The sequence below is a fragment of the Pseudomonas urethralis genome (assembly GCF_021602465.1).
Classification (GTDB): Bacteria; Pseudomonadota; Gammaproteobacteria; order Pseudomonadales; family Pseudomonadaceae; genus Aquipseudomonas; species Aquipseudomonas vlassakiae.
This window is the reverse complement of the sequence record NZ_BQIJ01000023.1, coordinates 51839-74280: the sequence shown is the minus strand read 5'-3', so window position 1 is coordinate 74280 and position 22442 is coordinate 51839. Positions and strand designations below refer to the sequence as shown.

At 63.2% G+C, this 22442-nt stretch carries 19 protein-coding genes and 1 pseudogene; 13 read left to right on the top strand and 7 right to left on the bottom strand.

Annotation, left to right across the window (positions count from 1 at the left end; translation table 11 throughout):
- Positions 1 to 342: pseudogene (locus tag L6D64_RS25650) on the top strand (tRNA threonylcarbamoyladenosine dehydratase); the annotation flags it as partial.
- Between the two features lie 110 nt (positions 343 to 452).
- Here the strand turns inward: L6D64_RS25650 and L6D64_RS25645 are convergent.
- The 4 genes from L6D64_RS25645 to L6D64_RS25630 all read right to left on the bottom strand — a co-directional run bounded on the left by L6D64_RS25645 (position 453) and on the right by L6D64_RS25630 (position 3599).
- Positions 453 to 863: a SufE family protein gene (locus L6D64_RS25645; protein ID WP_176506565.1), complete on the bottom strand. Its 411-nt coding sequence runs from the start codon at positions 861 to 863 to the stop codon at positions 453 to 455.
- A complete protein-coding gene (locus L6D64_RS25640) occupies positions 860 to 2065 on the bottom strand; it encodes a cysteine desulfurase (protein WP_176506564.1) in 1206 nt (401 codons plus the stop codon). Before L6D64_RS25640 ends, L6D64_RS25645 begins: the two co-directional genes overlap by 4 nt.
- Before the next feature lie 120 nt (positions 2066 to 2185).
- Positions 2186 to 3220 carry a 2,3,4,5-tetrahydropyridine-2,6-dicarboxylate N-succinyltransferase gene (gene dapD / locus L6D64_RS25635; RefSeq protein ID WP_099815359.1) on the bottom strand — a complete coding sequence of 345 codons (1035 nt, stop codon included), beginning with the start codon at positions 3218 to 3220 and terminating at the stop codon, positions 2186 to 2188.
- A 31-nt stretch (positions 3221 to 3251) separates the two neighbouring features.
- Positions 3252 to 3599: an ArsC family reductase gene (locus tag L6D64_RS25630; RefSeq protein WP_176506563.1), complete on the bottom strand. Its 348-nt coding sequence runs from the start codon at positions 3597 to 3599 to the stop codon at positions 3252 to 3254.
- Between the two features lie 436 nt (positions 3600 to 4035).
- Between L6D64_RS25630 and L6D64_RS25625 the strand changes: the two genes are divergently transcribed.
- Positions 4036 to 5682: a Na+/H+ antiporter gene (locus L6D64_RS25625; protein WP_176506562.1), complete on the top strand. Its 1647-nt coding sequence runs from the start codon at positions 4036 to 4038 to the stop codon at positions 5680 to 5682.
- A gap of 120 nt (positions 5683 to 5802) precedes the next feature.
- On the opposite strand, the gene dapC is transcribed toward L6D64_RS25625, so the two are convergent.
- The 3 genes from dapC to map are packed head-to-tail and all read right to left on the bottom strand — an operon-like array spanning position 5803 to position 10550.
- On the bottom strand, positions 5803 to 6999 hold the full coding sequence (gene dapC / locus L6D64_RS25620; protein ID WP_176506561.1) for a succinyldiaminopimelate transaminase: 1197 nt from the start codon (positions 6997 to 6999) through the stop codon (positions 5803 to 5805).
- Positions 7000 to 7029: 30 nt separating this feature from the next.
- On the bottom strand, positions 7030 to 9732 hold the full coding sequence (locus tag L6D64_RS25615; protein WP_176506560.1) for a [protein-PII] uridylyltransferase: 2703 nt from the start codon (positions 9730 to 9732) through the stop codon (positions 7030 to 7032).
- Positions 9733 to 9767: 35 nt separating this feature from the next.
- The gene (gene map / locus L6D64_RS25610) at positions 9768 to 10550 is read right to left on the bottom strand and encodes a type I methionyl aminopeptidase (protein WP_016712936.1); all 783 of its coding nucleotides are present in this window, start codon (positions 10548 to 10550) and stop codon (positions 9768 to 9770) included.
- A gap of 347 nt (positions 10551 to 10897) precedes the next feature.
- On the opposite strand from map, the gene rpsB reads away from it, so the two are divergent.
- The 11 genes from rpsB to lpxD all read left to right on the top strand — a co-directional run bounded on the left by rpsB (position 10898) and on the right by lpxD (position 22363).
- Positions 10898 to 11635 carry a 30S ribosomal protein S2 gene (gene rpsB / locus L6D64_RS25605; RefSeq protein ID WP_027920037.1) on the top strand — a complete coding sequence of 246 codons (738 nt, stop codon included), beginning with the start codon at positions 10898 to 10900 and terminating at the stop codon, positions 11633 to 11635.
- A gap of 184 nt (positions 11636 to 11819) precedes the next feature.
- Complete coding sequence (gene tsf / locus L6D64_RS25600; protein WP_176506559.1) at positions 11820 to 12683, top strand: translation elongation factor Ts; 864 nt, start codon at positions 11820 to 11822, stop codon at positions 12681 to 12683.
- 180 nt (positions 12684 to 12863) lie between these two features.
- Positions 12864 to 13607, top strand: a complete 744-nt coding sequence (pyrH, locus tag L6D64_RS25595) for a UMP kinase (protein ID WP_003252294.1) — start codon at positions 12864 to 12866, stop codon at positions 13605 to 13607.
- A complete protein-coding gene (gene frr / locus L6D64_RS25590; protein WP_054885374.1) occupies positions 13604 to 14161 on the top strand; it encodes a ribosome recycling factor in 558 nt (185 codons plus the stop codon). The genes pyrH and frr overlap by 4 nt, the downstream gene beginning before the upstream one ends.
- Before the next feature lie 15 nt (positions 14162 to 14176).
- A complete protein-coding gene (uppS, locus tag L6D64_RS25585) occupies positions 14177 to 14932 on the top strand; it encodes a polyprenyl diphosphate synthase (protein WP_027920033.1) in 756 nt (251 codons plus the stop codon).
- Positions 14932 to 15747 (top strand): phosphatidate cytidylyltransferase, encoded by an 816-nt coding sequence (locus tag L6D64_RS25580; protein ID WP_176506558.1) that lies wholly within the window; start codon positions 14932 to 14934, stop codon positions 15745 to 15747. Before uppS ends, L6D64_RS25580 begins: the two co-directional genes overlap by 1 nt.
- Positions 15744 to 16934, top strand: a complete 1191-nt coding sequence (ispC, locus tag L6D64_RS25575; protein ID WP_176506557.1) for a 1-deoxy-D-xylulose-5-phosphate reductoisomerase — start codon at positions 15744 to 15746, stop codon at positions 16932 to 16934. Before L6D64_RS25580 ends, ispC begins: the two co-directional genes overlap by 4 nt.
- Positions 16935 to 16982: 48 nt before the next feature.
- On the top strand, positions 16983 to 18335 hold the full coding sequence (gene rseP / locus L6D64_RS25570) for a sigma E protease regulator RseP (protein WP_176506556.1): 1353 nt from the start codon (positions 16983 to 16985) through the stop codon (positions 18333 to 18335).
- A gap of 74 nt (positions 18336 to 18409) precedes the next feature.
- Positions 18410 to 20758, top strand: coding sequence for an outer membrane protein assembly factor BamA (gene bamA, locus L6D64_RS25565; RefSeq protein ID WP_176506555.1), 2349 nt, complete (start codon positions 18410 to 18412; stop codon positions 20756 to 20758).
- A 44-nt stretch (positions 20759 to 20802) separates the two neighbouring features.
- Positions 20803 to 21306 carry an OmpH/Skp family outer membrane protein gene (locus L6D64_RS25560; RefSeq protein WP_003252311.1) on the top strand — a complete coding sequence of 168 codons (504 nt, stop codon included), beginning with the start codon at positions 20803 to 20805 and terminating at the stop codon, positions 21304 to 21306.
- 1 nt (position 21307) lies between these two features.
- A complete protein-coding gene (lpxD, locus tag L6D64_RS25555; protein ID WP_054885368.1) occupies positions 21308 to 22363 on the top strand; it encodes a UDP-3-O-(3-hydroxymyristoyl)glucosamine N-acyltransferase in 1056 nt (351 codons plus the stop codon).
- The last annotated feature ends 79 nt before the right edge of the window (positions 22364 to 22442 follow it).

The window sequence follows — 22442 nt, the reverse complement described above, 5'->3', positions numbered from 1 at the left end:
ACCCAGATCCAGGTCGGCGACCTCAACAAGACCTTCAACGACCCGTTGGCTTCACGGGTGCGTTCGACCCTGCGCCGGGACTACAACTTCTCGCGCAATACCAGCCGCAACTATGGCGTGCCGTGCGTGTTTTCCAGCGAGCAGCTGCGTTATCCGAAGGGGGATGGCAGTGTTTGCTTGCAGAAGAGCTTCGTCGGCGAAGGCGTGCGCCTGGACTGCGCGGGGGGCTTTGGCGCGGTGATGATGGTGACTGCGACCTTTGGCATGGTCGCGGCGAGCAAGGCGATCGAAAAACTGGTGGCCGGCGCGCGGCGGCCTTCGGAGCGGGTCAAACCGGAATGATTGCGCTGGCTGCTTCGCGGGTGAACCCGCTCCCACAGGCACAGCACAGCTCTCACTGGCGATGATGACCCTGTAGGAGTGGGTTTACCCGCGAAGCAGGCGCCGCGGACTTAACGGCTGGTTGCCAACTCTGCCATTCGCAGCAACACCGCATGCAGCCCATTGCTGCGCGACGGCGACAGTTGCCGTTCCAGCCCTAACTGGGTAAACCACGCTCGCAGATCCAGCCCGGCCAGTTCCGCGCTGTCCACCCCTTGAACCCGCGCCAGCAGCAGCGACAGCAACCCGCGCAGCAACCGCGCATCGCTGCTCGCCTTGAAGTGCCACTGTCCTTCGACCCGTTCCGCCACCAGCCACACCAGGCTTTCGCAGCCATGTACGCGGTTGGCCTCGGTCTTTTCGGCGTCATCCAGTGGCGCCAGGCGGTCGCCCCATTGCATCAGCAGCCGCGCCCGCTGTTCCCAGCCGTGGGCCTGCTCGAAGCTTTCCAACGCTTGCTGGGCTGGCAAGGGCAAACTCATCGCAGTAACTCCAGGCCCTGGTCCAGCGCCGCGAAGAACCGTTGCAGGTCGTCACTGTCGTTGTACAGCCCCAGCGACACCCGAATCGCCCCCTCCAGCCCCAGCCCCTTGAGCAGCGGCATCGCGCAGTGATGCCCGGCGCGCACGGCAATGCCTTGCTCGGTCAGCAGGTGGGCGATGTCGGCGTTGTGTACGCCGTCGATGACGAAGCTGGCCAGGGCCGTCTGTGGTGTGCCAAGGACGCGCACACCGTCGCGGTCGGCCAGGCCGCGCAGCAGATGCTGGTGCAGGCTGGCTTCGTGAGCCTCGACGGCAGGGGTGTCGAGGCTGGCCAGGTAATCCAGCGTCGCGCCCAGCCCGATGACCCCGGCGATCGGCGGCGTGCCGGCCTCGAAACCCAGTGGCGCGGGGCGAAAGCTTGCGCTCTGGTAGTCGGCCATTTGCACCATTTCGCCGCCAAACTGCCAGTGGCGCAGCAGTTCAAGTGCCTGGGTACGGCCGTACAGAACGCCGACACCCTCCGGCCCATAAAGCTTGTGGCTCGAAAACACGTAGAAGTCGCAGCCCAGCTGCTGCACATCATGGCGGCCATGCACGACGCCCTGGGCGCCATCGACCACGGTCAGCGCGCCCTGGGCGCGGGCATGGGCCAGCAACGCAGGCAATGGTTGCCAGGTGCCGAGCACGTTGGACAGCTGGCTGACGGCGAGCACAAGGGTGCGCGGGCCGATCAACTGCAGCGCCTGCTCCAGGTCGATGCGGCCATGCTCGTCCAGCGGCAACACCACCAGGCGCAGGCCGCGCCGCCGGGCCAGTTGTTGCCAGGGCAGCAGGTTGGCGTGGTGCTCCAGGGCGCTGATGGCAATCTCGTCGCCCGCTTCGAAGCGGTGTTCCAGGCCATAGGCCAGCAGGTTCAGCGCCGAGGTGGCGCCATGGGTGAAGACGATCTGCCGTGAGTCCGCCGCATTGAGCCAAGTCGCCACCTTGTCGCGGCTGGTCTCGAAAGCCTGGGTTGCCAGCGCGCCGGGCAGGTGCTGGGCGCGGTGCACGTTGGCAGCGCCATGGCCGTAGTAATGGCTCAGGGCATCGAGCAACGCCTGGGGCTTCTGGGTGGTAGCGGCGCTGTCCAGGTAGGTCTGGTGCTGCCGTTGCAGGGCGGCGATGGCGGGGAAATCGGCGCGCCAGGGGGAGGGCTGGAACATGTTCGCGGGGCCTGGAATGAAAATCGGGTCTGGCGAGGTGCCAGACCCGATCTTAACATTACAAATGCTGAGCGTCCGCTGATCGCGGGCAAGCCCGCTCCTACAAGGCTCTCAATGTTCTCAGTTGTGGGCGTGCAGCGCCTCGTTCAGCTCGATGGCCGACTTGTGGGTCTTGCACTCCACGGCGCCGTTCAGCGAGTTGCGGCGGAACAGCAGGTCGGTCTGGCCGGCCAGGTCGCGGGCCTTGACCACTTTCACCAGCTCGTTGTTCTCATCCAGCAGGTTCACCTTGGTGCCAGCGGTGATGTACAGGCCGGCTTCGACGGTGTTGCGGTCGCCCAGCGGAATGCCGATACCGGCGTTGGCGCCGATCAGGCAGCCTTCGCCGACCTTGATGACGATGTTGCCGCCACCGGACAGGGTGCCCATGGTCGAGCAGCCGCCGCCCAGGTCCGAACCCTTGCCGACGAATACGCCAGCGGAAACGCGGCCTTCGATCATGCCCGGGCCTTCGGTGCCTGCGTTAAAGTTGACGAAGCCTTCGTGCATGATGGTGGTGCCTTCGCCGATGTAGGCGCCCAGGCGCACGCGGGCGGTGTCGGCGATGCGCACGCCGGCCGGGACCACGTAGTCGGTCATTTTCGGGAACTTGTCCACCGAGAACACTTCCAGCAGCTCGCCCTTCAGGCGTGCTTCCAGTTGCAGTTCGGCCAGCTCGCTCAGGTCGACCGCGCCCTGGTTGGTCCAGGCCACGTTCGGCAGCAGCGGGAAAATGCCGGCCAGGCTCAGGCCGTGCGGCTTGACCAGGCGATGCGACAGCAGGTGCAGCTTGAGGTAGGCCTCTGGGGTCGACGCCAGTGCGGCATCTTCGGCCAGCAGGGTGGCGACCAGCGGCTTGTGGCTTTCGGCCAGGCGGGTCAGCAGGGCGGCTTGGGCGGCGTCCACGCCTTTGACGGCTTCGGCCAACTGGGCGGCCTGGGCGTTGCTGAAGGTGATGGCCTGGTTGCCGCCTTCATAGCCGAGGATTGGCGCTACTGCGGCAACCAGTTCGGCGCTCGGGTTGAGCAGGGGTTGTGCGTAGAACACTTCCAGCCAGGTGCCCTGGCGGTTCTGGGAGCCGACACCGAAGGCCAGGCTGAACAGGGTATTGGACATATGATTACCTCGTGCGAAATAGGGTAAAGGCTCAGGCCAGCGCAGCGGCGTACAGGTCGGGCTTGAAGCCGACCAGGGTGCGCCCGCCAAGGTCGAGTACCGGGCGCTTGATCATCGACGGCTGGGCGTGCATCAGTTCGACGGCCCTGGCCTGGTCGAGGTCGGCCTTGCTGGCGTCGTCGAGCTTGCGGAAGGTGGTGCCGGCACGGTTGAGGATGACTTCCCAGCCGTGTTCGTCACACCAGCGGTTGAGGCTGTCGCGGTCGATGCCTTGAGTCTTGTAGTCGTGGAATTCGTAGGCGATGGCTTTGTCTTCCAGCCAGGTGCGCGCCTTTTTCATGGTGTCACAGGCTTTGATGCCGTAGAGCGTGTAGGTCATTGTGTACATTGAGGCCACAGGCTGCCTCAATCTCTCCCTTTCCGAATGTCAGTCGCGGGATTATGCGGGAACGATGGTTTGAGCGCCACGGGGGGTGTATGTCTTGAGGTTTTCAGGGCTTGTTAGATGTGCATGCCTTGAGGGTTTTAGCGCCTATGAGATCGAGCGCCGCCCGCGCGGCGCTCGATGTCAGCAGCCCCACAGCACCTAAGGCATGCACTGCAGCCCCACAGCACCCAAGGCATGCACCTCCAGGCCGATCCAGGTCCGAATCTGCACAACCCACCAGGCCCAAGTATCATCATGTTACATATTCATCCGTCCCCTGCGACTATCGTGCAGCGGCCTCGTTTCGCCATACCCCGCTAACATATTGTTTCAATGGCGATCTCTCGCCCCCGCTGTCGTTTTTGGTTCACAAAGGAAGCCTTCACGGATGCAGTCCGCCTACACCGTCCTCATCCTGCTGACGCTGGTAAGCGTGTCGAAACTGGTCGGGCGCATGATCCCGCTGCCGCTGCCATTGGTGCAGATCGCCGCAGGCGCATTGCTGGCCTGGCCGACCCTGGGCCTGCACGTGGCCCTGGACCCTGAATTGTTCCTGTTCCTGTTCCTGCCGCCGTTGCTGTTCGCCGACGGCTGGCGTATCCCCAAGCGCGAGCTGTGGCGCATCCGCGGCCCGGTGGTGGCGCTGGCCGTGGGGCTGGTGCTGTTCACCGTGGTCGGCGCCGGCTACTTCATCCACGTGTTGCTGCCGAGCATTCCACTGCCGGTGGCCTTCGCCCTGGCCGCCGTGCTGTCGCCCACCGACGCCGTGGCCGTTTCGGCCATCACCCAGGATCGTCTGCCGACTCCGCTGATGCACATGCTGCAGGGCGAGGCATTGATGAACGATGCCTCGGGCCTGGTGACCTTCAAGTTCGCCCTGGCCGCGGCGATTACCGGGGCGTTCTCGCTGGCCGATGCCAGCTTCAGCTTCGTTCTGGTGGCCCTCGGCGGCCTGGCGGTGGGGGTTGCCCTGAGCTGGCTGATCGGGCGCCTGCGCGCCTGGATGATCGCTCGCGGCTGGGATGACCCGGCCACCCACGTGGTATTCATGCTGCTGCTGCCGTTTGCCGCCTATGTACTGGCCGAGCGCCTCGGCGTGTCGGGCATCCTCTCGGCGGTGGCCGCCGGCATGATGCAGAGCTGGCTCGACCTGTTGCCGCGCCAGACCAGCACGCGCCTGCTCAACCGCAGCGTCTGGTCGCTGCTGGAGTTCGCCTTCAATGGCCTGATCTTCCTCCTGCTGGGCCTGCAACTGCCGGACATCATCAAGGCCGTGGTCAGCCACGAGGCCACCGTCTGGCCGACCCTGGCCTGGCGTTGCCTGGACGTGCTGGCGATCTTCGCCGCATTGATCGTGCTGCGTTTTGTCTGGGTGCAGAGCATCTGGCGGGCGATCGGTGTGGTTCGTCGCTGGCGCGGCAGGCCGGCGCTGGTACTGATGCCAACCATGCGCTCCTGCTGGTTGCTGACCTTGGGCGGTGTGCGCGGGGCGGTGACCCTGGCCGGTGTCATGTCGGTGCCGCTGTTGATGGGCGCGGGCCAGGCCTTCCCTGAGCGTGACCTGCTGATCTTCATCGCCGCCGGGGTGATCCTGCTGTCGCTGATCAGTGCCTGTGTTGCCCTGCCGCTGCTGCTACGCGGCGTCACCAAGAGCCCGGACGAACGGCTGCATCAGGAAGTGCAGGAAGCCTGGCGGCGTACGGCCGAGGCGGCGATCCATGCGCTGGAGGCGGAAGAGGTGATCGATGCCAGCGCGCCACAGGATGCGGCACAGGCAACCCTGGCCACGGAGCTCAAGGCGCGATTGATGGCCGAGTACCGGGACGAGCTGGACAGCTACAACGACACGGCCGAAGCACGGGCGCTGGCCGAACAGATGGACTTGCTGGAGCGACGTTTGCGTTTGCGCGCGCTGCGGGCGCAGCGGCTGGAGCTGTACAACCTGCATCGCCAGCATCTGGTGGGCGATGAGGTAGTGCGGCAGGTGCTCGGCGAGCTGGATTTGAGTGAGGCCAACCTGGGGCAGGTGAAATAAGTCGGGGCTACCCGTGCGCTCTGTGCGGGAGCGGGTTACCCGCGAATACTGGCGTAGCCGGTGCCATGCACCGTGTCGCCTGATTCGCGGGTGAACCCGCTCCCACAGGTCCCTGCCTAATCAGCGGTTTTGCAGGAAATTGCGAATCCGCTCCGCTGCCTCGATACACTCGGCCAGCGGCGCAACCAGCGCCATGCGCACCCGGCCAGCGCCCGGATTGACACCGTCGACTTCACGCGACAGGTACGAGCCCGGCACCACGGTCACGTGCTGGGCCTCGAACAGGTCGCGGGTGAACTCGGCATCACCGCCTGGCACCTTGGCCCAGAGGTAGAAACTGCCGTCCGGGCGCTGCACGTCCATCACCGGCTGCAGGATATCGAGCACGGCATCGTACTTGGCACGGTACTGGTCACGGTTCTCGCGGACATGCGCCTCGTCCTGCCAGGCGGCGATGCTGGCCAGCTGGGTCTGCACCGGCATGGCGCAGCCGTGGTAGGTGCGGTACAGCAGGAACGGCTTGATGATCGATGCATCACCGGCGACGAAGCCCGAGCGCAGGCCCGGCAGGTTGGAGCGCTTGGACAGGCTGTGGAACACCACGCAGCGCTTGAAGTCGCTGCGGCCGAGCTCGGCACACGCGCTCAGCAGGCCTGGCGGCGGCGCGTCTTCGTCGAAGTACAGCTCGCTGTAGCATTCGTCGGCGGCAATCACGAAGTCGTGCTCGTCAGCCAGGGCGATCAGCTTCTTCAGGGTCGCCATCGGCACCAGCGCACCGGTCGGGTTGCCCGGCGAGCACAGGAACAGGATCTGGCAGCGCTTCCACACTTCGGCCGGCACGGCGTCGAAGTCCGGGTTGAAGCCGTTGTCTTCCAGGCAGGGCAGGTAATGCGGGGTGGCGCCGGCCAGCAGGGCGGCGCCTTCGTAGATCTGGTAGAACGGGTTGGGGCTGACCACCAGGCCGTCATCGGCACGGTTGACTACGGCCTGGGTGAAAGCGAACAGCGCCTCACGGGTGCCATTGACCGGCAGGATGTGGCGGTCGGCGTCGAGCCAGCCGGCCGGCACGCCGAAGCGGCGCTCGCACCAGTGGCCGATGGCCTGGCGCAACGCCGGCAGGCCGAGGGTGCTCGGGTACACCGCCAGCTTGTCGAGGTTGTCGGCCATGGCCTGGGCGACGAACGCCGGCGATTCATGCTTCGGTTCACCGATCGACAGGGCAATGGCGCGTTTGTCCGCCGCCGGCTTCACAGTGCCCAGCAGGGCGCGCAGTTTCTCGAACGGGTAGGGCTGAAGCTGGGTCAAGGCATGGTTCATCGGCAGGAGGTCTCGTCAATCGTCTGATCGTTAAAAAGTCACGCGGGTCGGGTTGGCATCGCTGGCCTGGCCGGCCTGCAGCTGCTGCACGATGGCTTCCTGCAGGCGGCTGCACAGCTGCGGGTCGGACAGCGGCTGGTTGTCGGCATCGGTGATGAAGAATACGTCCTCCACCCGCTCGCCGAGGGTGGCGATCTTGGCGTTCTGCAGCGACAGGTCGAACTCCAGGAAGATCCGCCCGAGCCGTGCCAGCAGGCCGGGGCGGTCTGGCGCGGTGATCTCGAGGATGGTCACCGGGCGCTGCGCATCGTTGAGGATGGTCACCTGCGGCGGGAAGTTGAAGTGCTTGAGCTGACGCGGCACCCGGCGCTGGATGATGGTCGGGTAGTCCTCGGGGTTGCGCAGTGCTTCGGTCAGGCCGTCGCGGATCTGCTTGACCCGCTGCGGGTTGTCGCCGATCGAGCCGCCGTCGTTGTCGAGCACGATGTAGGTGTCGAGGGTGAACTGGCTGCTCGAAGTGATGATCCGCGCATCATGGATGTTCAGGTTCAGCTGCGACATGGCGGCCACGGTCACGGCAAAGAAGTCGTGCTGGTCGGGCGCGTAGATGAAGATCTGCGTACCGCCTTCGAACTCGCGCTGGGTGGTTTCCTTGATCAGCACCAGCGGCCCGCCATCGGCCGGTTGCTGCAGGATGGCGTCGCTGTGCCAGGCCACATCGGCGGCGTTGTGCTTGAGGAAGTAGTCATCGCCCAGCTGCGACCACAACTGCTCGACATCGTCCGGGTCGGTACCCTCGCGCACCAGGATGTCCAGCGCCGCCGACTGGGTCTGGCGGATCTGTTCCTCGCGGTCCAGCGGGTTTTCCAGGCCACGGCGCAGGGCGCGCTTGGTCTCGGTGTAGAGCTGGCGCAGCAGGCTGGCGCGCCAGGAGTTCCACAGGCTGGGGTTGGTGGCGTTGATGTCGGCCACGGTCAGTACGTAGAGGTAGTCCAGGCGCGTCTCGTCGCCCACATGCAAGGCGAAATCGTTGATCACCTGCGGGTCGGACAGGTCCTTGCGCTGGGCGGTGGTCGACATCACCAGGTGGTTCTGCACCAGCCAGACGATCAGCCGGCTGTCCCAGGCCGGCAACTGGTGCCGTTCGCAGAACTTCTGCGCATCCACCGCACCGATCTCGGAGTGATCGCCCTGGCGACCCTTGCCGATGTCGTGGTACAGGCCCGCCAGGTAGATCAGCTCGGGCTTGGGCAGGCGGCCCATGAGCTTGCTGGCCAGCGGGAATTTCTCGGATACCGGCGTGTACTGCAGCTTGCGCAGGTGCTTGATGAGGTTGAGGGTGTGCGCATCGACCGTGTAGATGTGGAACAGGTCGTGCTGCATTTGCCCGACGATCAGGCCGAATTCCGGCAGGTAGCGGCCAAGGATGCCGTAGCGGTTCATCCGCCGCAGGTTGCGGTGGATGCCGATTTCGCACTTGAACAGCTCGATGAACAGGCTGGTATTGCGGATATCGTTGCGGAAGGTGTCGTCGATCAGGTGCCGGTGTTCGCGCAGCAGGCGCACGGTATCGGCACGCACGCCCTTGATCTCCGGATGCTGGGCCATCAGCACGAAGATCTCCATCATGGCGAACGGGGTGCGCCTGAACACGTTTGGCCTGACCGCTTCGATGTAACCGTCATGCAGGCGGAAGCGCGCGTTCAGCGGCTGGGTGGTGCCGCTGCCATCATCGGCGAGGATGACTTCCTCGAAGTGCTGGATGATCAGGTCGCACAGCTGGCTGATGCTCATCACCACCCGGTAGTACTGCTGCATGAACTGTTCGATGGCGCGCTTGGGGTTGTCGTCGCTGTAGCCGAGCAGTGCAGCAATGCTGCGCTGGTGGTCGAACAGCAGGCGGTCCTCGGCGCGGCCGGCGAGCATGTGCAGGGCATAGCGCACTTTCCACAGGAAGTCCTGGGACGAGGCCAGCAGTTCGTTCTCGCTTTCCAGCAGGAAGCCTTCGCCGGCCAGGGCATGCAGGTTCAGCGTGCCGTACTGGCGGCGGGCGACCCAGAGCACCGTCTGGATGTCGCGCAAGCCACCGGGCGAGCCCTTGACGTTGGGTTCGAGGTTGTACTCGGTGTCGTTGTACTTGTGGTGGCGGGCCTTGAGTTCGGCACGCTTGGCCAGGAAGAAATCCTTGCTCGGCCACATGTAGCCGGTACTGGTCACCTCGAGCATGCGCTGGCGCAGCGCTTCGGGGCCGGCGATGGTCCGGCTTTCCATCAGGTTGGTGATGACCGTCAGGTCGGCGCGGGCCTGTTCGGCGCATTCGTCGACGGTGCGCACGCTCTGGCCGACTTCCAGGCCGATGTCCCAGAGCAGGGTGAGAAAGCGCTCGATGGCCTCGCGGTACTGCTCATGCTCGGCGGCGCCGAGCAGAATCAGCAGGTCGATGTCCGAGTGCGGGTGCAGCTCGCCGCGGCCATAGCCGCCGACCGCCACCAGCGCGATACCGCTCGGGTCGCCCCAGTCGAACTGGTTCCAGGCCTGTTGCAGGATGTTGTCCACGAGCCAGGCGCGGGCTTCGATCAGCGGGCGGATTTCGCAGCCCGCACGAAAGCGCTTGTCGAGCACCTCGCCGGCCTGGCGGATGGCTTTCTTGAAGGCGGCGATGGGGCTCGCCTTGAGGGCCAGTTCCGCCTGGAACTGGCCACGGTCGAACAGCTCGGGATCCACCTGGGGCATCGCGTCGCGTTCCTGTCTTTAGGTTGCCTTGGGTATCAGGCCGAGGTGCGCGGGATGGTGTCGTCCTTGCGCAGGGTGAAGATCTCGTAACCGGTAGCCGTCACCACCAGGGTATGTTCCCACTGGGCCGAGAGCTTGCGGTCCTTGGTGATGGCGGTCCAGCCGTCGCCCAGCACCTTGGTGTCGGCCTTGCCCTGGTTGATCATCGGCTCGATGGTGAAGGTCATGCCTTCCTTGAGCTCCATGCCGGTGCCAGCGCGGCCGTAGTGGAGGATCTGCGGCTCTTCATGGAACACCTTGCCGATGCCGTGGCCGCAGAACTCGCGCACCACCGAGAAACCATTCTTCTCGGCGTGCTTCTGGATCACCTCACCGATATCGCCCAGGCGGCAGCCCGGCTTGACCAGTTCGATGGCCTTGTACATGCATTCCTGGGTGACCTTGGACAGGCGCTCGGCCCAGACTGGCACGGTGCCGACGTGGAACATGCGGCTGGTGTCGCCGTGGTAGCCGTCCTTGATCACGGTGACGTCGATGTTGAGCGTGTCCCCGTCCTTGAGCGGCTTGTCGTTGGGGATGCCGTGGCAGACCACATGGTTGATCGAGGTGCAGATCGACTTCGGGTAGCCCTTGTAGTTGAGGGGCGCCGGGATGGCCTGCTGGACGTTGACGATGTAGTCGTGGCACAGGCGGTCGAGCGCTTCGGTGGTGACACCGGGCTTGACGTGTTCTTCGATCATTTCCAGCACTTCGGCGGCCAGGCGGCCGGCGATGCGCATCTTCTCGATGTCTTCTGCAGTCTTGATGGTGACGGTCATTACAGGCTCTCTACGGCGCCGCAGACGGCGCGAACAAACGGGAAAGGCCGGATTCTAGCAGAGCAGGGCGGCATTCTGTCGGGATAAAGGCGGTCATGCTGCTGTCTATAAGGAGGCATTCTGGCCTGTTTGGCAGGGTGCTGCAAAAACTGCTGACGGACGCAACCTGATCCGGGTTCCGTTCGCTCGCGGTCTGTGGTATAAAATGCGCCGCTTTCGGGGACGACCCCGTCAGCTCCAAACCCACACACGTGTCGACACGATGGCCTGGGTGCCCCGATTCTCCGGAAGCGTGGGTTGGTCATTGGGATACGTGGAGGCCCAACCCGACTTATCAAGGAACTATCATGTCCCAAGTCAACATGCGCGATATGCTGAAGGCCGGTGTGCACTTCGGCCACCAGACCCGTTACTGGAACCCGAAAATGGGCAAGTACATTTTCGGCGCGCGTAACAAGATTCACATCATCAACCTGGAAAAAACCCTGCCGATGTTCAACGACGCTCTGTCGTTCGTAGAGCGCCTGGCCCAGGGCAAGAACAAGATCCTGTTCGTCGGCACCAAGCGTTCCGCCGGCAAGATCGTTGCCGAGCAAGCTGCTCGCGCAGGTTCGCCATACGTTGATCACCGTTGGTTGGGCGGCATGCTGACCAACTACAAGACCATCCGTGCTTCGATCAAGCGTCTGCGCGACCTGGAAACCCAGGCCGAAGATGGCACCTTCGCCAAGCTGACCAAGAAAGAAGCCCTGATGCGTTCGCGCGATCTGGAAAAGCTGGACCGCAGCCTGGGTGGTATCAAGGACATGGGCGGTCTGCCTGATGCCCTGTTCGTGATCGACGTTGACCACGAGCGCATTGCTATCACCGAAGCCAACAAGCTGGGCATCCCGGTTATCGGCGTTGTCGATACCAACAGCAGCCCAGAAGGCGTTGACTTCGTTATCCCAGGTAACGATGACGCCATCCGCGCTATCGAGCTGTACATGACTTCGATGGCTGACGCCGTCATCCGCGGCCGCAACAACGTTGCCGGCGGTACTGAAGTCTACGCTGAAGAAGCGGCTGCACCTGCTGCTGAGTAATAGGCGCTAGCGTCTACTTGGCACGCGAAAAGGGGGCTCTGCCCCCTTTTTGCCACCTTGAAATCCTGCTGTCAGCAACGGCCCCGCATGATGGGCGAGCTGATATAAAGGCAGCGATTTGCAGAATTTAACGCCCGTGACGAGCGGGTGGAATGGTTGAAAAACTTTCCAAGAGGATTTTGAAATGGCAGCAATTACTGCAGCGCTGGTCAAAGAACTGCGCGAGCGTACCGGCGAAGGCATGATGGATTGCAAAAAGGCCCTGGAAAAGGCCGGCGGCGACATCGAAAAAGCCATTGACGACATGCGTGCCTCGGGCGCCATCAAGGCCGCCAAGAAGGCTGGCAACGTCGCTGCTGAAGGCGCTATCGCCGTCAAGACCGACGGCAAAGCCGCCGTCCTGCTGGAAGTGAACTCGCAGACCGACTTCCTGGCCCTGCAAGACGACTTCAAGAACTTCGTGGCCGAAAGCCTGGAAGAAGCTTTCGCTCAGAAGCTGACCGACGCCGCTCCCCTGGTTGCCTCGCGTGAAGCAGCTCGTGAAGCCCTGGTCGCCAAGTGCGGCGAGAACGTCAACATCCGTCGCCTGGTGCGTGTTGAGGGTGACGTTGTCGGTGCCTACCTGCACGGCAACAAGATCGGCGCTGCCGTTGTTCTGAAAGGCGGCGACGTCGAGCTGGCCAAGAACATCGCCATGCACGTTGCAGCTTCGAACCCGGAGTTCCTGGATTCGTCGGAAATCTCCGCTGAAGCCATCGAGCGCGAGAAGAACGTCTTCCTGCAGCTGAACGCCGACAAGATCGCTGGCAAGCCGGAAAACATCGTTGAAAACATGATCAACGGTCGTATCACCAAGTTCAAGGCCGAAGCCTCGCTGAAAGAGCAGGCTTTCGTCATGAACCCAGAAGTCAAAGTTGGCGAGCTGGCCAAGAAAGCCGGTGCTGAAATCGTTTCCTTCACCTACTTCAAGGTTGGCGAAGGCATCGAGAAGCCAGTTGACGATTTCGCTGCTGAAGTTGCTGCCCAGGTAGCTGCTGCCAAGCAGTAAGACAGCCCCGTCTGTCGCCCCAAAGAGGCTGCCCGCTCACGCGCGCAGCCTCTTTGTCAAAACGGCGAAGGGTTTACAGGGCCCGACGCCGCTGGCACCAAAGCGGTGCCACGCTACAGTTAGCAAGCCGAAAACGGCTCGCACGAATTTTCTAAAAGTACGCCGCAGGAGAGACTCGCAATGGCTCAGCAGGTGAGTGGTCGCCAACCTCGCTATAAACGCATTTTGCTCAAACTTAGCGGCGAGGCCCTGATGGGCTCGGAAGACTTCGGCATCGATCCGAAGGTGCTGGATCGCATGGCCCTTGAAGTCGGTCAGCTGGTGGGGATCGGTGTCCAGGTCGGCCTGGTGATCGGTGGTGGCAACCTGTTCCGCGGCGCAGCGCTCAGTGCAGCCGGCATGGACCGTGTCACTGGCGACCACATGGGGATGCTGGCCACTGTCATGAACGGCCTGGCCATGCGCGATGCGCTGGAGCGTTCGAACATCCCGGCCCTGGTCATGTCGGCCATTTCCATGGTTGGCGTCACCGATCATTACGATCGTCGCAAAGCTATTCGCCACCTCAACTCCGGGGATGTGGTAATTTTCTCTGCCGGTACCGGCAACCCGTTCTTCACCACCGACTCTGCAGCCTGCCTGCGCGCCATCGAAATCGATGCCGACGTGGTGCTGAAGGCGACCAAGGTCGATGGCGTGTACACTGCCGACCCATTCAAGGATCCGCATGCCGAGAAGTTCGATCACCTGACCTATGACGAGGTCCTGGATCGCAAGCTGGGTGTGATGGACCTGACCGCAATCTGCCTGTGCCGTGACCACAAGATGCCATTGCGGGTATTCAACATGAACAAGCCTGGCGCCCTGCTGAACATCGTGGTGGGTGGCGCTGAAGGTACTCTGATCGAGGAAGGCCAAGCATGATCAACGACATCAAGAAAGACGCGCAGGAGCGCATGGGCAAATCCATCGAAGCCCTGGCTCGCAACCTGGCGGCGATCCGTACCGGTCGCGCCCACCCAAGCATCCTGGACAGCGTCAAGGTCACGGCCTGGGGTAGCGAGATGCCGCTGAACCAGGTAGCTGCGATCACCGTCGAAGATGCCCGCACCCTGAAGATCGTCGCTCACGACAAGAACCTCAGCGCTGCCATCGAGAAGGCCATCCTGACCTCCGACCTGGGCCTGAACCCCTCCAGCGCCGGTACCACCATCCGTGTACCGATGCCGGCCCTGACCGAAGAAACCCGCAAGGGCTACACCAAGCAGGCCAGCAGCGTTGCCGAAGACGCCAAGGTGGCTGTGCGTAACGTGCGCCGCGATGCCCTGGGTGATCTGAAGAAGCTGACCAAGGACAAGGAAATCAGCGAAGACGAAGAACGTCGCGCCGCTGACGAGATCCAGAAGCTGACCGACAAGTTCATTGCTGAAGTCGATGCCGCTTACAAAGCCAAGGAAAAGGACCTGATGGCCGTTTAAGGCCGAGGTTTTTTAATGGAAAAGTCCAAGTTGGCGGCACCGTCATCGGTGCCGCGTCACGTCGCGATCATCATGGATGGCAACAACCGCTGGGCGAAGAAGCGCCTGCTGCCCGGCGTCGCCGGGCACAAGGCTGGCGTCGACGCGGTGCGCGCAGTCATCGAGGTGTGCGCCGAATCCGGGGTCGAAGTGCTGACCCTGTTCGCCTTCTCCAGTGAAAACTGGCAGCGCCCGGCCGAAGAGGTCGGTGCGTTGATGGAGCTGTTCTTCTCGGCCTTGCGCCGTGAAGCCCGGCGCCTCAACGAGAACAACATCAGCCTGCGCATCATCGGTGACCGTTCGCGATTCCACCCCGAGCTGCAGGCCGCCATGCGCGAGGCCGAGGCGCTGACAGCGGGCAGTAACCGCTTCATTCTGCAGATCGCCGCCAACTACGGCGGCCAGTGGGATATCGCTCAGGCCGCCCAACGCCTGGCGCGTGAGGTTCAGGCCGGCCATCTGCGCCCGGACGACATCACCCCTGGCCTGTTGCAGACCTGCCTGGCCACAGGCGAGCTGCCATTGCCCGACCTGTGCATCCGTACCGGTGGCGAGCATCGCATCAGCAACTTCCTGCTGTGGCAACTGGCCTATGCCGAATTGTACTTCTCCGACCTCTACTGGCCGGATTTCAAACACGAGGCCATGCGCAAAGCCCTGGCCGATTTCGCTTCGCGCCAGCGCCGCTTCGGTAAGACCAGCGAGCAGGTCGAGGCTGGAGCTCGTGCTTAATGCTTAAACAACGCATCATTACCGCGCTGATCCTGTTGCCGGTCGCGCTGGGTGGTTTCTTCCTGCTTGACGGCGGGGACTTCGCCCTGTTCATCGGCTTCGTGGTGACCCTCGGTGCCTGGGAGTGGGCGCGCCTGGCCGGGCTGGTGGCTCAGCCATTGCGCATCGCCTACGCCGCTGTGGTCGCCGGAGCGCTGATGCTGCTCCATCTCATGCCGGACCTGGCACCGTGGGTGCTTGGCGCTTCGGTCATCTGGTGGGCGCTGGCCACCTGGTTGGTGCTGACCTATCCACGCAGCAGCGAGCTGTGGGCCAGTGCGGCCTGCAAGCTGCTGATCGGCTTGCTGATCTTGTTGCCGGCATGGCAAGGGCTGATCCTGCTCAAGCATTGGCAGCTCGGCAACTGGCTGATCCTGTCGGTCATGGTGCTGGTCTGGGCAGCTGATATCGGTGCCTATTTCTCCGGTCGTGCATTCGGCAAGCGCAAGCTGGCGCCGCAAGTGAGCCCGGGCAAGAGCTGGGAAGGCGTCTATGGTGGCCTGGCGGTCAGCCTGGTGATCACCCTGGTGGTGGGCGTCAGCCGTGACTGGAGCTTCGGCCAGCTTCTGCTGGGCCTGCTGGGTGCTGCGCTGGTGGTCATGTCGTCGGTGATCGGTGACCTGACCGAGAGCATGTTCAAGCGTCGGGCCGGCATCAAGGACAGCAGTAACCTGCTGCCTGGCCATGGTGGGGTGCTGGATCGCATCGACAGCCTGACCGCAGCGATCCCGATCTTCGCCGTGCTGCTGTGGGCTGCCGAATGGGGTGTGATGTGAGTCGCACGCAGCGTATTACTGTCCTGGGTGCGACCGGCTCGATCGGTCTCAATACCCTCGATGTGATCGCGCGGCACCCCGAACGCTACCAGGTGTTCGCGCTCAGCGGCTATTCGCGCATCGACGAGCTGCTGGCCCTGTGCGTTCGGCACCACCCGGTCTATGCCGTGGTGCCCGATGACGAAGCCGCTGCGCGCCTTCGTGATGGTCTGGTGGGTGCCGGCTGCGCTACCCAGGTGCTGGTAGGGGAGGCGGGTCTCTGCGAGGTCGCGGCAGCCCCTGACGTGGATGCGGTGATGGCTGCCATCGTGGGCGCCGCTGGCCTGCGTCCGACCCTTGCGGCCGTGGAAGCGGGCAAGAAGGTGTTGCTGGCCAACAAGGAGGCGCTGGTGATGTCCGGCGCGCTGTTCATGGACGCGGTGCGGCGCAGTGGCGCCGTGCTGCTGCCGATCGACAGCGAGCACAATGCGATCTTCCAGTGCCTGCCGGGCGATTATGCTCGCGGCCTCAGCCAGGTCGGCGTGCGCCGTATCCTGCTGACCGCCTCGGGTGGGCCGTTCCGCGAGACGCCGCAGGCGGCCTTGGCCGACGTCACGCCGGAACAGGCTTGTGCTCACCCCAACTGGTCGATGGGCCGGAAGATTTCCGTGGACTCGGCCAGCATGATGAACAAGGGCCTGGAGCTGATCGAAGCCTGCTGGTTGTTCGATGCGGCGCCGGCCAAGGTCGAGGTGGTCGTGCATCCGCAAAGCGTGATCCATTCGCTGGTCGACTACATCGACGGTTCGGTGCTGGCCCAGTTGGGCAATCCGGACATGCGCACCCCCATCGCGAATGCCTTGGCCTGGCCAGAGCGTATCGATTCCGGGGTTGCCCCGCTGGACCTGTTTGCCATCGCCCGTCTGGACTTCCAGGCGCCGGACGAACAGCGCTTCCCTTGCCTGCGCCTGGCGCGCGAGGCGGCCGAAGCCGGTAACAGCGCGCCTGCGGTGCTCAATGCGGCCAACGAGGTCGCGGTCGAGGCATTTCTCCAGCGGCGTATCCGGTTCCCTGAGATCGCGGGTATGATCGAGCAGGTGCTTGATCAGGAACCCGTGGTGCCGCTGCCATCGCTGGAGGCCGTGTTCGCTGCCGACCAGCGTGCCCGAGAGCTGGCCCGTGAGTGGCTGAGGCGTCACGGTCGTTGAGGCCTGGCGCGCTACCAGGGTTCTGCTGAACGTCATTCGGAGATAGATATGACTGCGCTCTACATGATTGTCGGCACCCTGGTGGCCCTGGGTGTACTGGTCACATTCCACGAGTTTGGCCACTTCTGGGTCGCACGGCGTTGCGGGGTCAAGGTGCTGCGCTTCTCCGTCGGCTTCGGCATGCCGTTGCTGCGCTGGCATGACCGCCAGGGCACCGAGTTCGTGGTGGCGGCGATCCCGCTGGGTGGCTACGTCAAGATGCTCGACGAGCGTGAGGGCGAAGTGCCTCCGGCGCTTGCCGATCAGGCGTTCAATCGCAAGTCGGTGCGTCAGCGCATCGCCATCGTGGCCGCAGGCCCGATCGCCAATTTCCTCCTGGCCATCGTCTTCTTCTGGCTGCTGGCCATGCTCGGTACCCAGCAGGTCCGCCCGGTGATCGGTGCGGTCGAGCCGGGGAGCCTGGCAGCATCGGCAGGCCTGGCCGCTGGTCAGGAAATTGTATCTATCGATGGCAAGGCGACCAGCGGTTGGTCGGCAGTCAATTTGCAGCTGGTTCGCCGCCTGGGTGAGAGTGGCACCCTGCAGGTTGGGGTGCGCGACGATGGCGCCACCGCCGAGCGCCAGCTGCAGGTGAAGCTGGAGCATTGGCTCAAGGGGGCCGACGAGCCGGACCCTATTCAGTCCCTGGGCCTGCGCCCATGGCGGCCGGCGGTATCGCCCGTACTGGCCGAGATCGATCCGAAAGGCCCGGCTGCCGCCGCAGGCCTGAAGGCCGGGGATAAATTGCTCGCCCTCGACGGCGCGGCGCTCAGTGATTGGCAGCAGGTGGTAGACAGTGTTCGTGCCCGCCCTGATTCCCAGGTGGTGCTGCGAGTCGAGCGCGACGGCGCGGCCCTCGATGTGCCGGTCACGCTGGCTCACAAAGGCGAAGGCAAAGCGGCCGGGGGCTACCTCGGCGCGGGTGTGAAGGGCGCCGAATGGCCTGCCAGCATGCTTCGCGAAGTCAGCTATGGCCCGCTGGATGCCGTGGGCGAGGGGCTCTCGCGGACCTGGAACATGAGCGTCCTGACCCTTGAGTCGCTGAAGAAAATGCTGTTCGGTGAGCTCTCGGTAAAAAACTTGAGCGGACCGATAACCATTGCTAAAGTGGCGGGCGCTTCAGCCCAGTCCGGCGTGGGGGATTTCCTGAATTTCCTGGCCTACCTGAGCATAAGCCTGGGGGTTCTTAACCTGCTGCCCATTCCAGTACTGGATGGGGGGCATTTGCTGTTTTACCTGGTCGAGTGGGCGCGCGGTCGTCCATTGTCAGAACGGGTGCAAGGTTGGGGGGTCCAGATCGGTATCAGTTTGGTCGTAGGGGTGATGTTGCTCGCCCTGATCAACGATCTGGGTCGACTTTAAAAGCTTCGCTCAATTGCGAACCTGCCGTCACCATGCGGCGGGTTGTTTATTGCCAGTTGGAATAAAAGGACTTCATGAAACGTCTGCTGCTAACTGCGGTCATGTCCGCACTGATGATCGCTGAAGTTCACGCCGAGTCCTTCACTATCTCCGATATTCGTGTCAACGGCCTGCAGCGGGTGTCCGCCGGCAGCGTGTTCGGCGCCTTGCCACTCAACGTTGGTGACCAGGCTGACGACCGCCGCCTGGTGGATTCCACCCGTTCGCTGTTCAAGACCGGCTTCTTCCAGGACATCCAGCTGAACCGCGATGGCAACGTCCTGATCATCAACGTGGTCGAGCGTCCGTCGGTGTCGAGCATCGAGATCGAAGGCAACAAGGCGATCAGCACCGAAGACCTGATGAAGGGCCTGAAGCAGTCGGGCCTGGCCGAAGGCGAGATCTTCCAGCGTGCCACCCTCGAAGGCGTGCGCAACGAGCTGCAGCGCCAGTACGTGGCCCAGGGCCGCTACTCGGCCGAGGTCGACGCCGAAGTCGTGCCGCAGCCGCGCAACCGTGTGGCGCTGAAGATCAAGATCAACGAAGGCACCGTTGCCGCCATCCAGCACATCAACATCGTTGGCAACACCGTGTTCAGCGATGAAGAGCTGCAGCAGCTGTTCGAGCTGAAGACCACCAACTGGCTGTCGTTCTTCAAGAACGACGACAAGTACGCCCGCGAAAAGCTCTCCGGTGACCTGGAGCGCCTGCGTTCCTACTACCTGGACCGCGGCTACATCAACATGGACATCGCCTCCACCCAGGTGTCGATCACCCCGGACAAGAAGCACGTCTACATCACCGTCAACGTCAACGAAGGCGAGAAGTACACCGTTCGCGACGTGAAGCTGTCGGGTGACCTGAAAGTGCCGGAAGACCAGGTCAAGTCGCTGCTGCTGGTGCAGCCGGGCCAGGTGTTCTCGCGCAAGGTCATGACCACCACTTCCGAGCTGATCACCCGCCGCCTGGGCAACGAAGGCTACACCTTCGCCAACGTCAACGGCGTGCCGCAGCCGAACGATCAGGACCACACTGTCGACATCATGTTCGTGGTCGACCCGGGCAAGCGTGCCTACGTCAACCGCATCAACTACCGCGGCAACACCAAGACCGAAGACGAAGTGCTGCGCCGTGAAATGCGCCAGATGGAAGGCGGCTGGGCTTCGACCTACCTGATCGACCAGTCCAAGACTCGTCTTGAGCGCCTGGGCTTCTTCAAGGAAGTCAACGTCGAGACCCCGGCCGTGCCAGGCACCGACGACCAGGTCGACGTCAACTACAGCGTCGAAGAGCAAGCCTCCGGTTCGATCACCGCCAGCGTCGGTTTCGCCCAGAGCGCCGGCCTGATCCTCGGTGGTTCGATCAGCCAGAGCAACTTCCTCGGTACCGGTAACAAGGTGTCCATCGGCCTGACCCGTTCGGAGTACCAGACCCGCTACAACTTCGGCTTCGTTGATCCCTACTTCACTGCCGACGGCGTGAGCCTGGGCTACAACGCCTTCTACCGCAGCACCGACTACAGCGACCTCGACGTCGACGTGGCCAGCTATGCGGTGGACAGCCTGGGTGCCGGTGTCAGCATCGGTTACCCGATCAGCGAAACCTCGCGCCTGACCTACGGCCTGACCGTTCAGCAGGACAAGATCAAGACCGGTAAGTACACCGTTGACGAAATCTTCGACTTCCTCAAGCAGGAAGGTGACAACTTCACCAACTTCAAGGCCTCGATCGGCTGGTCCGAGTCGACCCTGAACAAAGGTGTGCTGGCGACCCGTGGTCACTCCCAGAGCCTGACGCTCGAGAGCACCATTCCAGGCAGCGACCTGTCGTTCTACAAGCTCGACTACCGCGGCCAGCTGTTCAAGCCGATTACCAACGATTACACCCTGCGCCTGCATACCGAACTGGGCTATGGTGATGGCTACGGTAGCACCTCGGGCCTGCCGTTCTATGAGAACTACTACGCGGGTGGCTTCAACTCCGTGCGTGGTTTCAAAGACAGTACGCTGGGCCCGCGCAGTACGCCTAGTACCGGCAAGAACCCGGGCACCATCGCCGACCCGGACCAGGATCCGCTGCCATTCGGTGGCAACGTGCTGGTGCAAGGTGGCGTCGAGTTGCTGTTCCCGCTGCCGTTCGTCAAGGACCAGCGTTCCCTGCGTACCTCGGTATTCTGGGACGTGGGTAACGTGTTCGACACCAACTGCGGCAGCAAGCCGGATTGCGAGAAGGTCGGCTTCTCGGGCATGGCCAGTTCGGTCGGCCTGGGCGTCACCTGGATCACGGCCCTGGGCCCGTTGAGCTTCAGCCTGGCAATGCCGGTGAAGAAGCCGGACGATGCCGATACCCAGGTGTTCCAATTCTCTCTGGGCCAGACCTTCTAAGGTCGGCCCTTGCTTAACGACAACGGTTTTTCCAGGAGTGCATCGTGCGTAAATTGGCTCAACTGGCCGTAGTGGCCGCGGCGCTGGTCGCCACCCCGGCTTTCGCCGAAATGAAGGTCGCCGTGCTGAACTATCAGATGGCCCTGCTCGAATCCGATGCCGCCAAGAAGTACGCGGTCGACGCCGAGAAGAAGTTCGGCCCGCAACTGACCAAGCTGAAGAGCCTGGAAAGCAGCGCCAAGGGCATCCAGGACCGCCTGATCAAGGGTGGCGACAAGATGCAGCAGCAGGAGCGTGAGCGTCTGGAGCTCGAATTCAAGCAGAAAGCCCGTGACTTCCAGTTCCAGTCCAAGGAACTGAACGAGGCCAAGGCCGTTGCTGACCGCGATATGCTCAAGCAGCTCAAGCCGAAGCTGGACGGCGCTGTCGAGGAAGTGATCAAGAAAGGCGGCTACGACCTGGTTCTCGAGCGCGGCGCGGTCATCGATGTCAAACCTCAGTACGACATCACCCGCCAAGTCATCGAGCGTATGAACCAAGCGCGTTGATATGACCGTGACCATGACGCTCGGCCAGCTGGCCGAGGCCCTCGGGGCCACACTGAAAGGCCCTGAAGCGCTGCAGATTACCGGGCTGGCTACCTTGCAGGAGGCTGGCCCCGGTCAATTGAGCTTCCTCGCCAACCCGCAATACCGCAAATACCTGGACAACTGCCAGGCCGCCGCGGTGCTGCTCAAGGCTGCGGACGCCGAAGGCTTCGCCGGCAATGCCCTGGTCGTGGCTGACCCGTACCTGGCTTATGCGCGTATCTCCCACCTGTTCGACCCCAAACCCAAGGCTGTGGCGGGTATTCATCCCAGCGCCGTGGTGGCGGAGGATGCCCAGGTGGATGCGAGTGCCAGTATCGGGCCGTTCGCGGTCATCGAAAGCGGTGCGCGCATCGGCGCCAACGTCAGCATCGGGGCGCATTGCTTCATCGGTGCGCGTTGCGTGGTCGGCGAGGGTGGCTGGCTGGCACCGCGCGTCACGCTCTACCACGACGTGACCATTGGCAAGCGTGTGGTCATCCAGTCGGGCGCAGTGATCGGCGGTGAGGGCTTCGGCTTCGCCAACGAGAAGGGCATCTGGCGCAAGATCGCCCAGATTGGCGGGGTCACCATCGGCGATGACGTCGAGATCGGCGTCAACACCGCCGTAGACCGAGGCGCGTTGTCCGACACCCGGATCGGTGATGGGGTCAAACTCGACAACCAGATCCAGATCGCCCATAACGTGCAGATCGGTGATCACACGGCCATGGCTGCCTGTGTTGGCATCTCCGGCAGTGCGCGCATCGGCAAGCATTGCATGCTGGCGGGTGGTGTGGGCCTGGTGGGGCATATCGATATCTGCGATAACGTATTTGTTTCCGGAATGACCATGGTGACCCGCTCGATCACCGAACCTGGTTCCTATTCATCCGGCACGGCCATGCAGCCCCTGGCTGACTGGCGCAAGAGCGCGGCGCGCATTCGCCAGCTCGATGACATGGCCAAACGGCTCCAGCAGCTGGAAAAACGTGTCGATACCGTGACCTCAGGTGGCCAGCCGACATCAGAAGGCTGATACCATTTCCTGAGCAAGAGTGAACAGTCGCTAGCTGGCTCCTCTTTGGACTGCAAAAGGAGCGTGTGGTCAGCACCTG

Excerpts from the sequence above, each read along its gene's own strand:
- L6D64_RS25645 (WP_176506565.1), bottom strand. The coding sequence starts at position 863 with ATGAGTTTGCCCTTGCCAGCCCAGCAAGCGTTGGAAAGCTTCGAGCAG.
- L6D64_RS25640 (WP_176506564.1), bottom strand. The coding sequence starts at position 2,065 with ATGTTCCAGCCCTCCCCCTGGCGCGCCGATTTCCCCGCCATCGCCGCC.
- dapD (WP_099815359.1), bottom strand. The coding sequence starts at position 3,220 with ATGTCCAATACCCTGTTCAGCCTGGCCTTCGGTGTCGGCTCCCAGAAC.
- L6D64_RS25630 (WP_176506563.1), bottom strand. The coding sequence starts at position 3,599 with ATGACCTACACGCTCTACGGCATCAAAGCCTGTGACACCATGAAAAAG.
- L6D64_RS25625 (WP_176506562.1), top strand. The coding sequence starts at position 4,036 with ATGCAGTCCGCCTACACCGTCCTCATCCTGCTGACGCTGGTAAGCGTG.
- dapC (WP_176506561.1), bottom strand. The coding sequence starts at position 6,999 with ATGAACCATGCCTTGACCCAGCTTCAGCCCTACCCGTTCGAGAAACTG.
- L6D64_RS25615 (WP_176506560.1), bottom strand. The coding sequence starts at position 9,732 with ATGCCCCAGGTGGATCCCGAGCTGTTCGACCGTGGCCAGTTCCAGGCG.
- map (WP_016712936.1), bottom strand. The coding sequence starts at position 10,550 with ATGACCGTCACCATCAAGACTGCAGAAGACATCGAGAAGATGCGCATC.
- rpsB (WP_027920037.1), top strand. The coding sequence starts at position 10,898 with ATGTCCCAAGTCAACATGCGCGATATGCTGAAGGCCGGTGTGCACTTC.
- tsf (WP_176506559.1), top strand. The coding sequence starts at position 11,820 with ATGGCAGCAATTACTGCAGCGCTGGTCAAAGAACTGCGCGAGCGTACC.
- pyrH (WP_003252294.1), top strand. The coding sequence starts at position 12,864 with ATGGCTCAGCAGGTGAGTGGTCGCCAACCTCGCTATAAACGCATTTTG.
- frr (WP_054885374.1), top strand. The coding sequence starts at position 13,604 with ATGATCAACGACATCAAGAAAGACGCGCAGGAGCGCATGGGCAAATCC.
- uppS (WP_027920033.1), top strand. The coding sequence starts at position 14,177 with ATGGAAAAGTCCAAGTTGGCGGCACCGTCATCGGTGCCGCGTCACGTC.
- L6D64_RS25580 (WP_176506558.1), top strand. The coding sequence starts at position 14,932 with ATGCTTAAACAACGCATCATTACCGCGCTGATCCTGTTGCCGGTCGCG.
- rseP (WP_176506556.1), top strand. The coding sequence starts at position 16,983 with ATGACTGCGCTCTACATGATTGTCGGCACCCTGGTGGCCCTGGGTGTA.
- bamA (WP_176506555.1), top strand. The coding sequence starts at position 18,410 with ATGAAACGTCTGCTGCTAACTGCGGTCATGTCCGCACTGATGATCGCT.
- lpxD (WP_054885368.1), top strand. The coding sequence starts at position 21,308 with ATGACCGTGACCATGACGCTCGGCCAGCTGGCCGAGGCCCTCGGGGCC.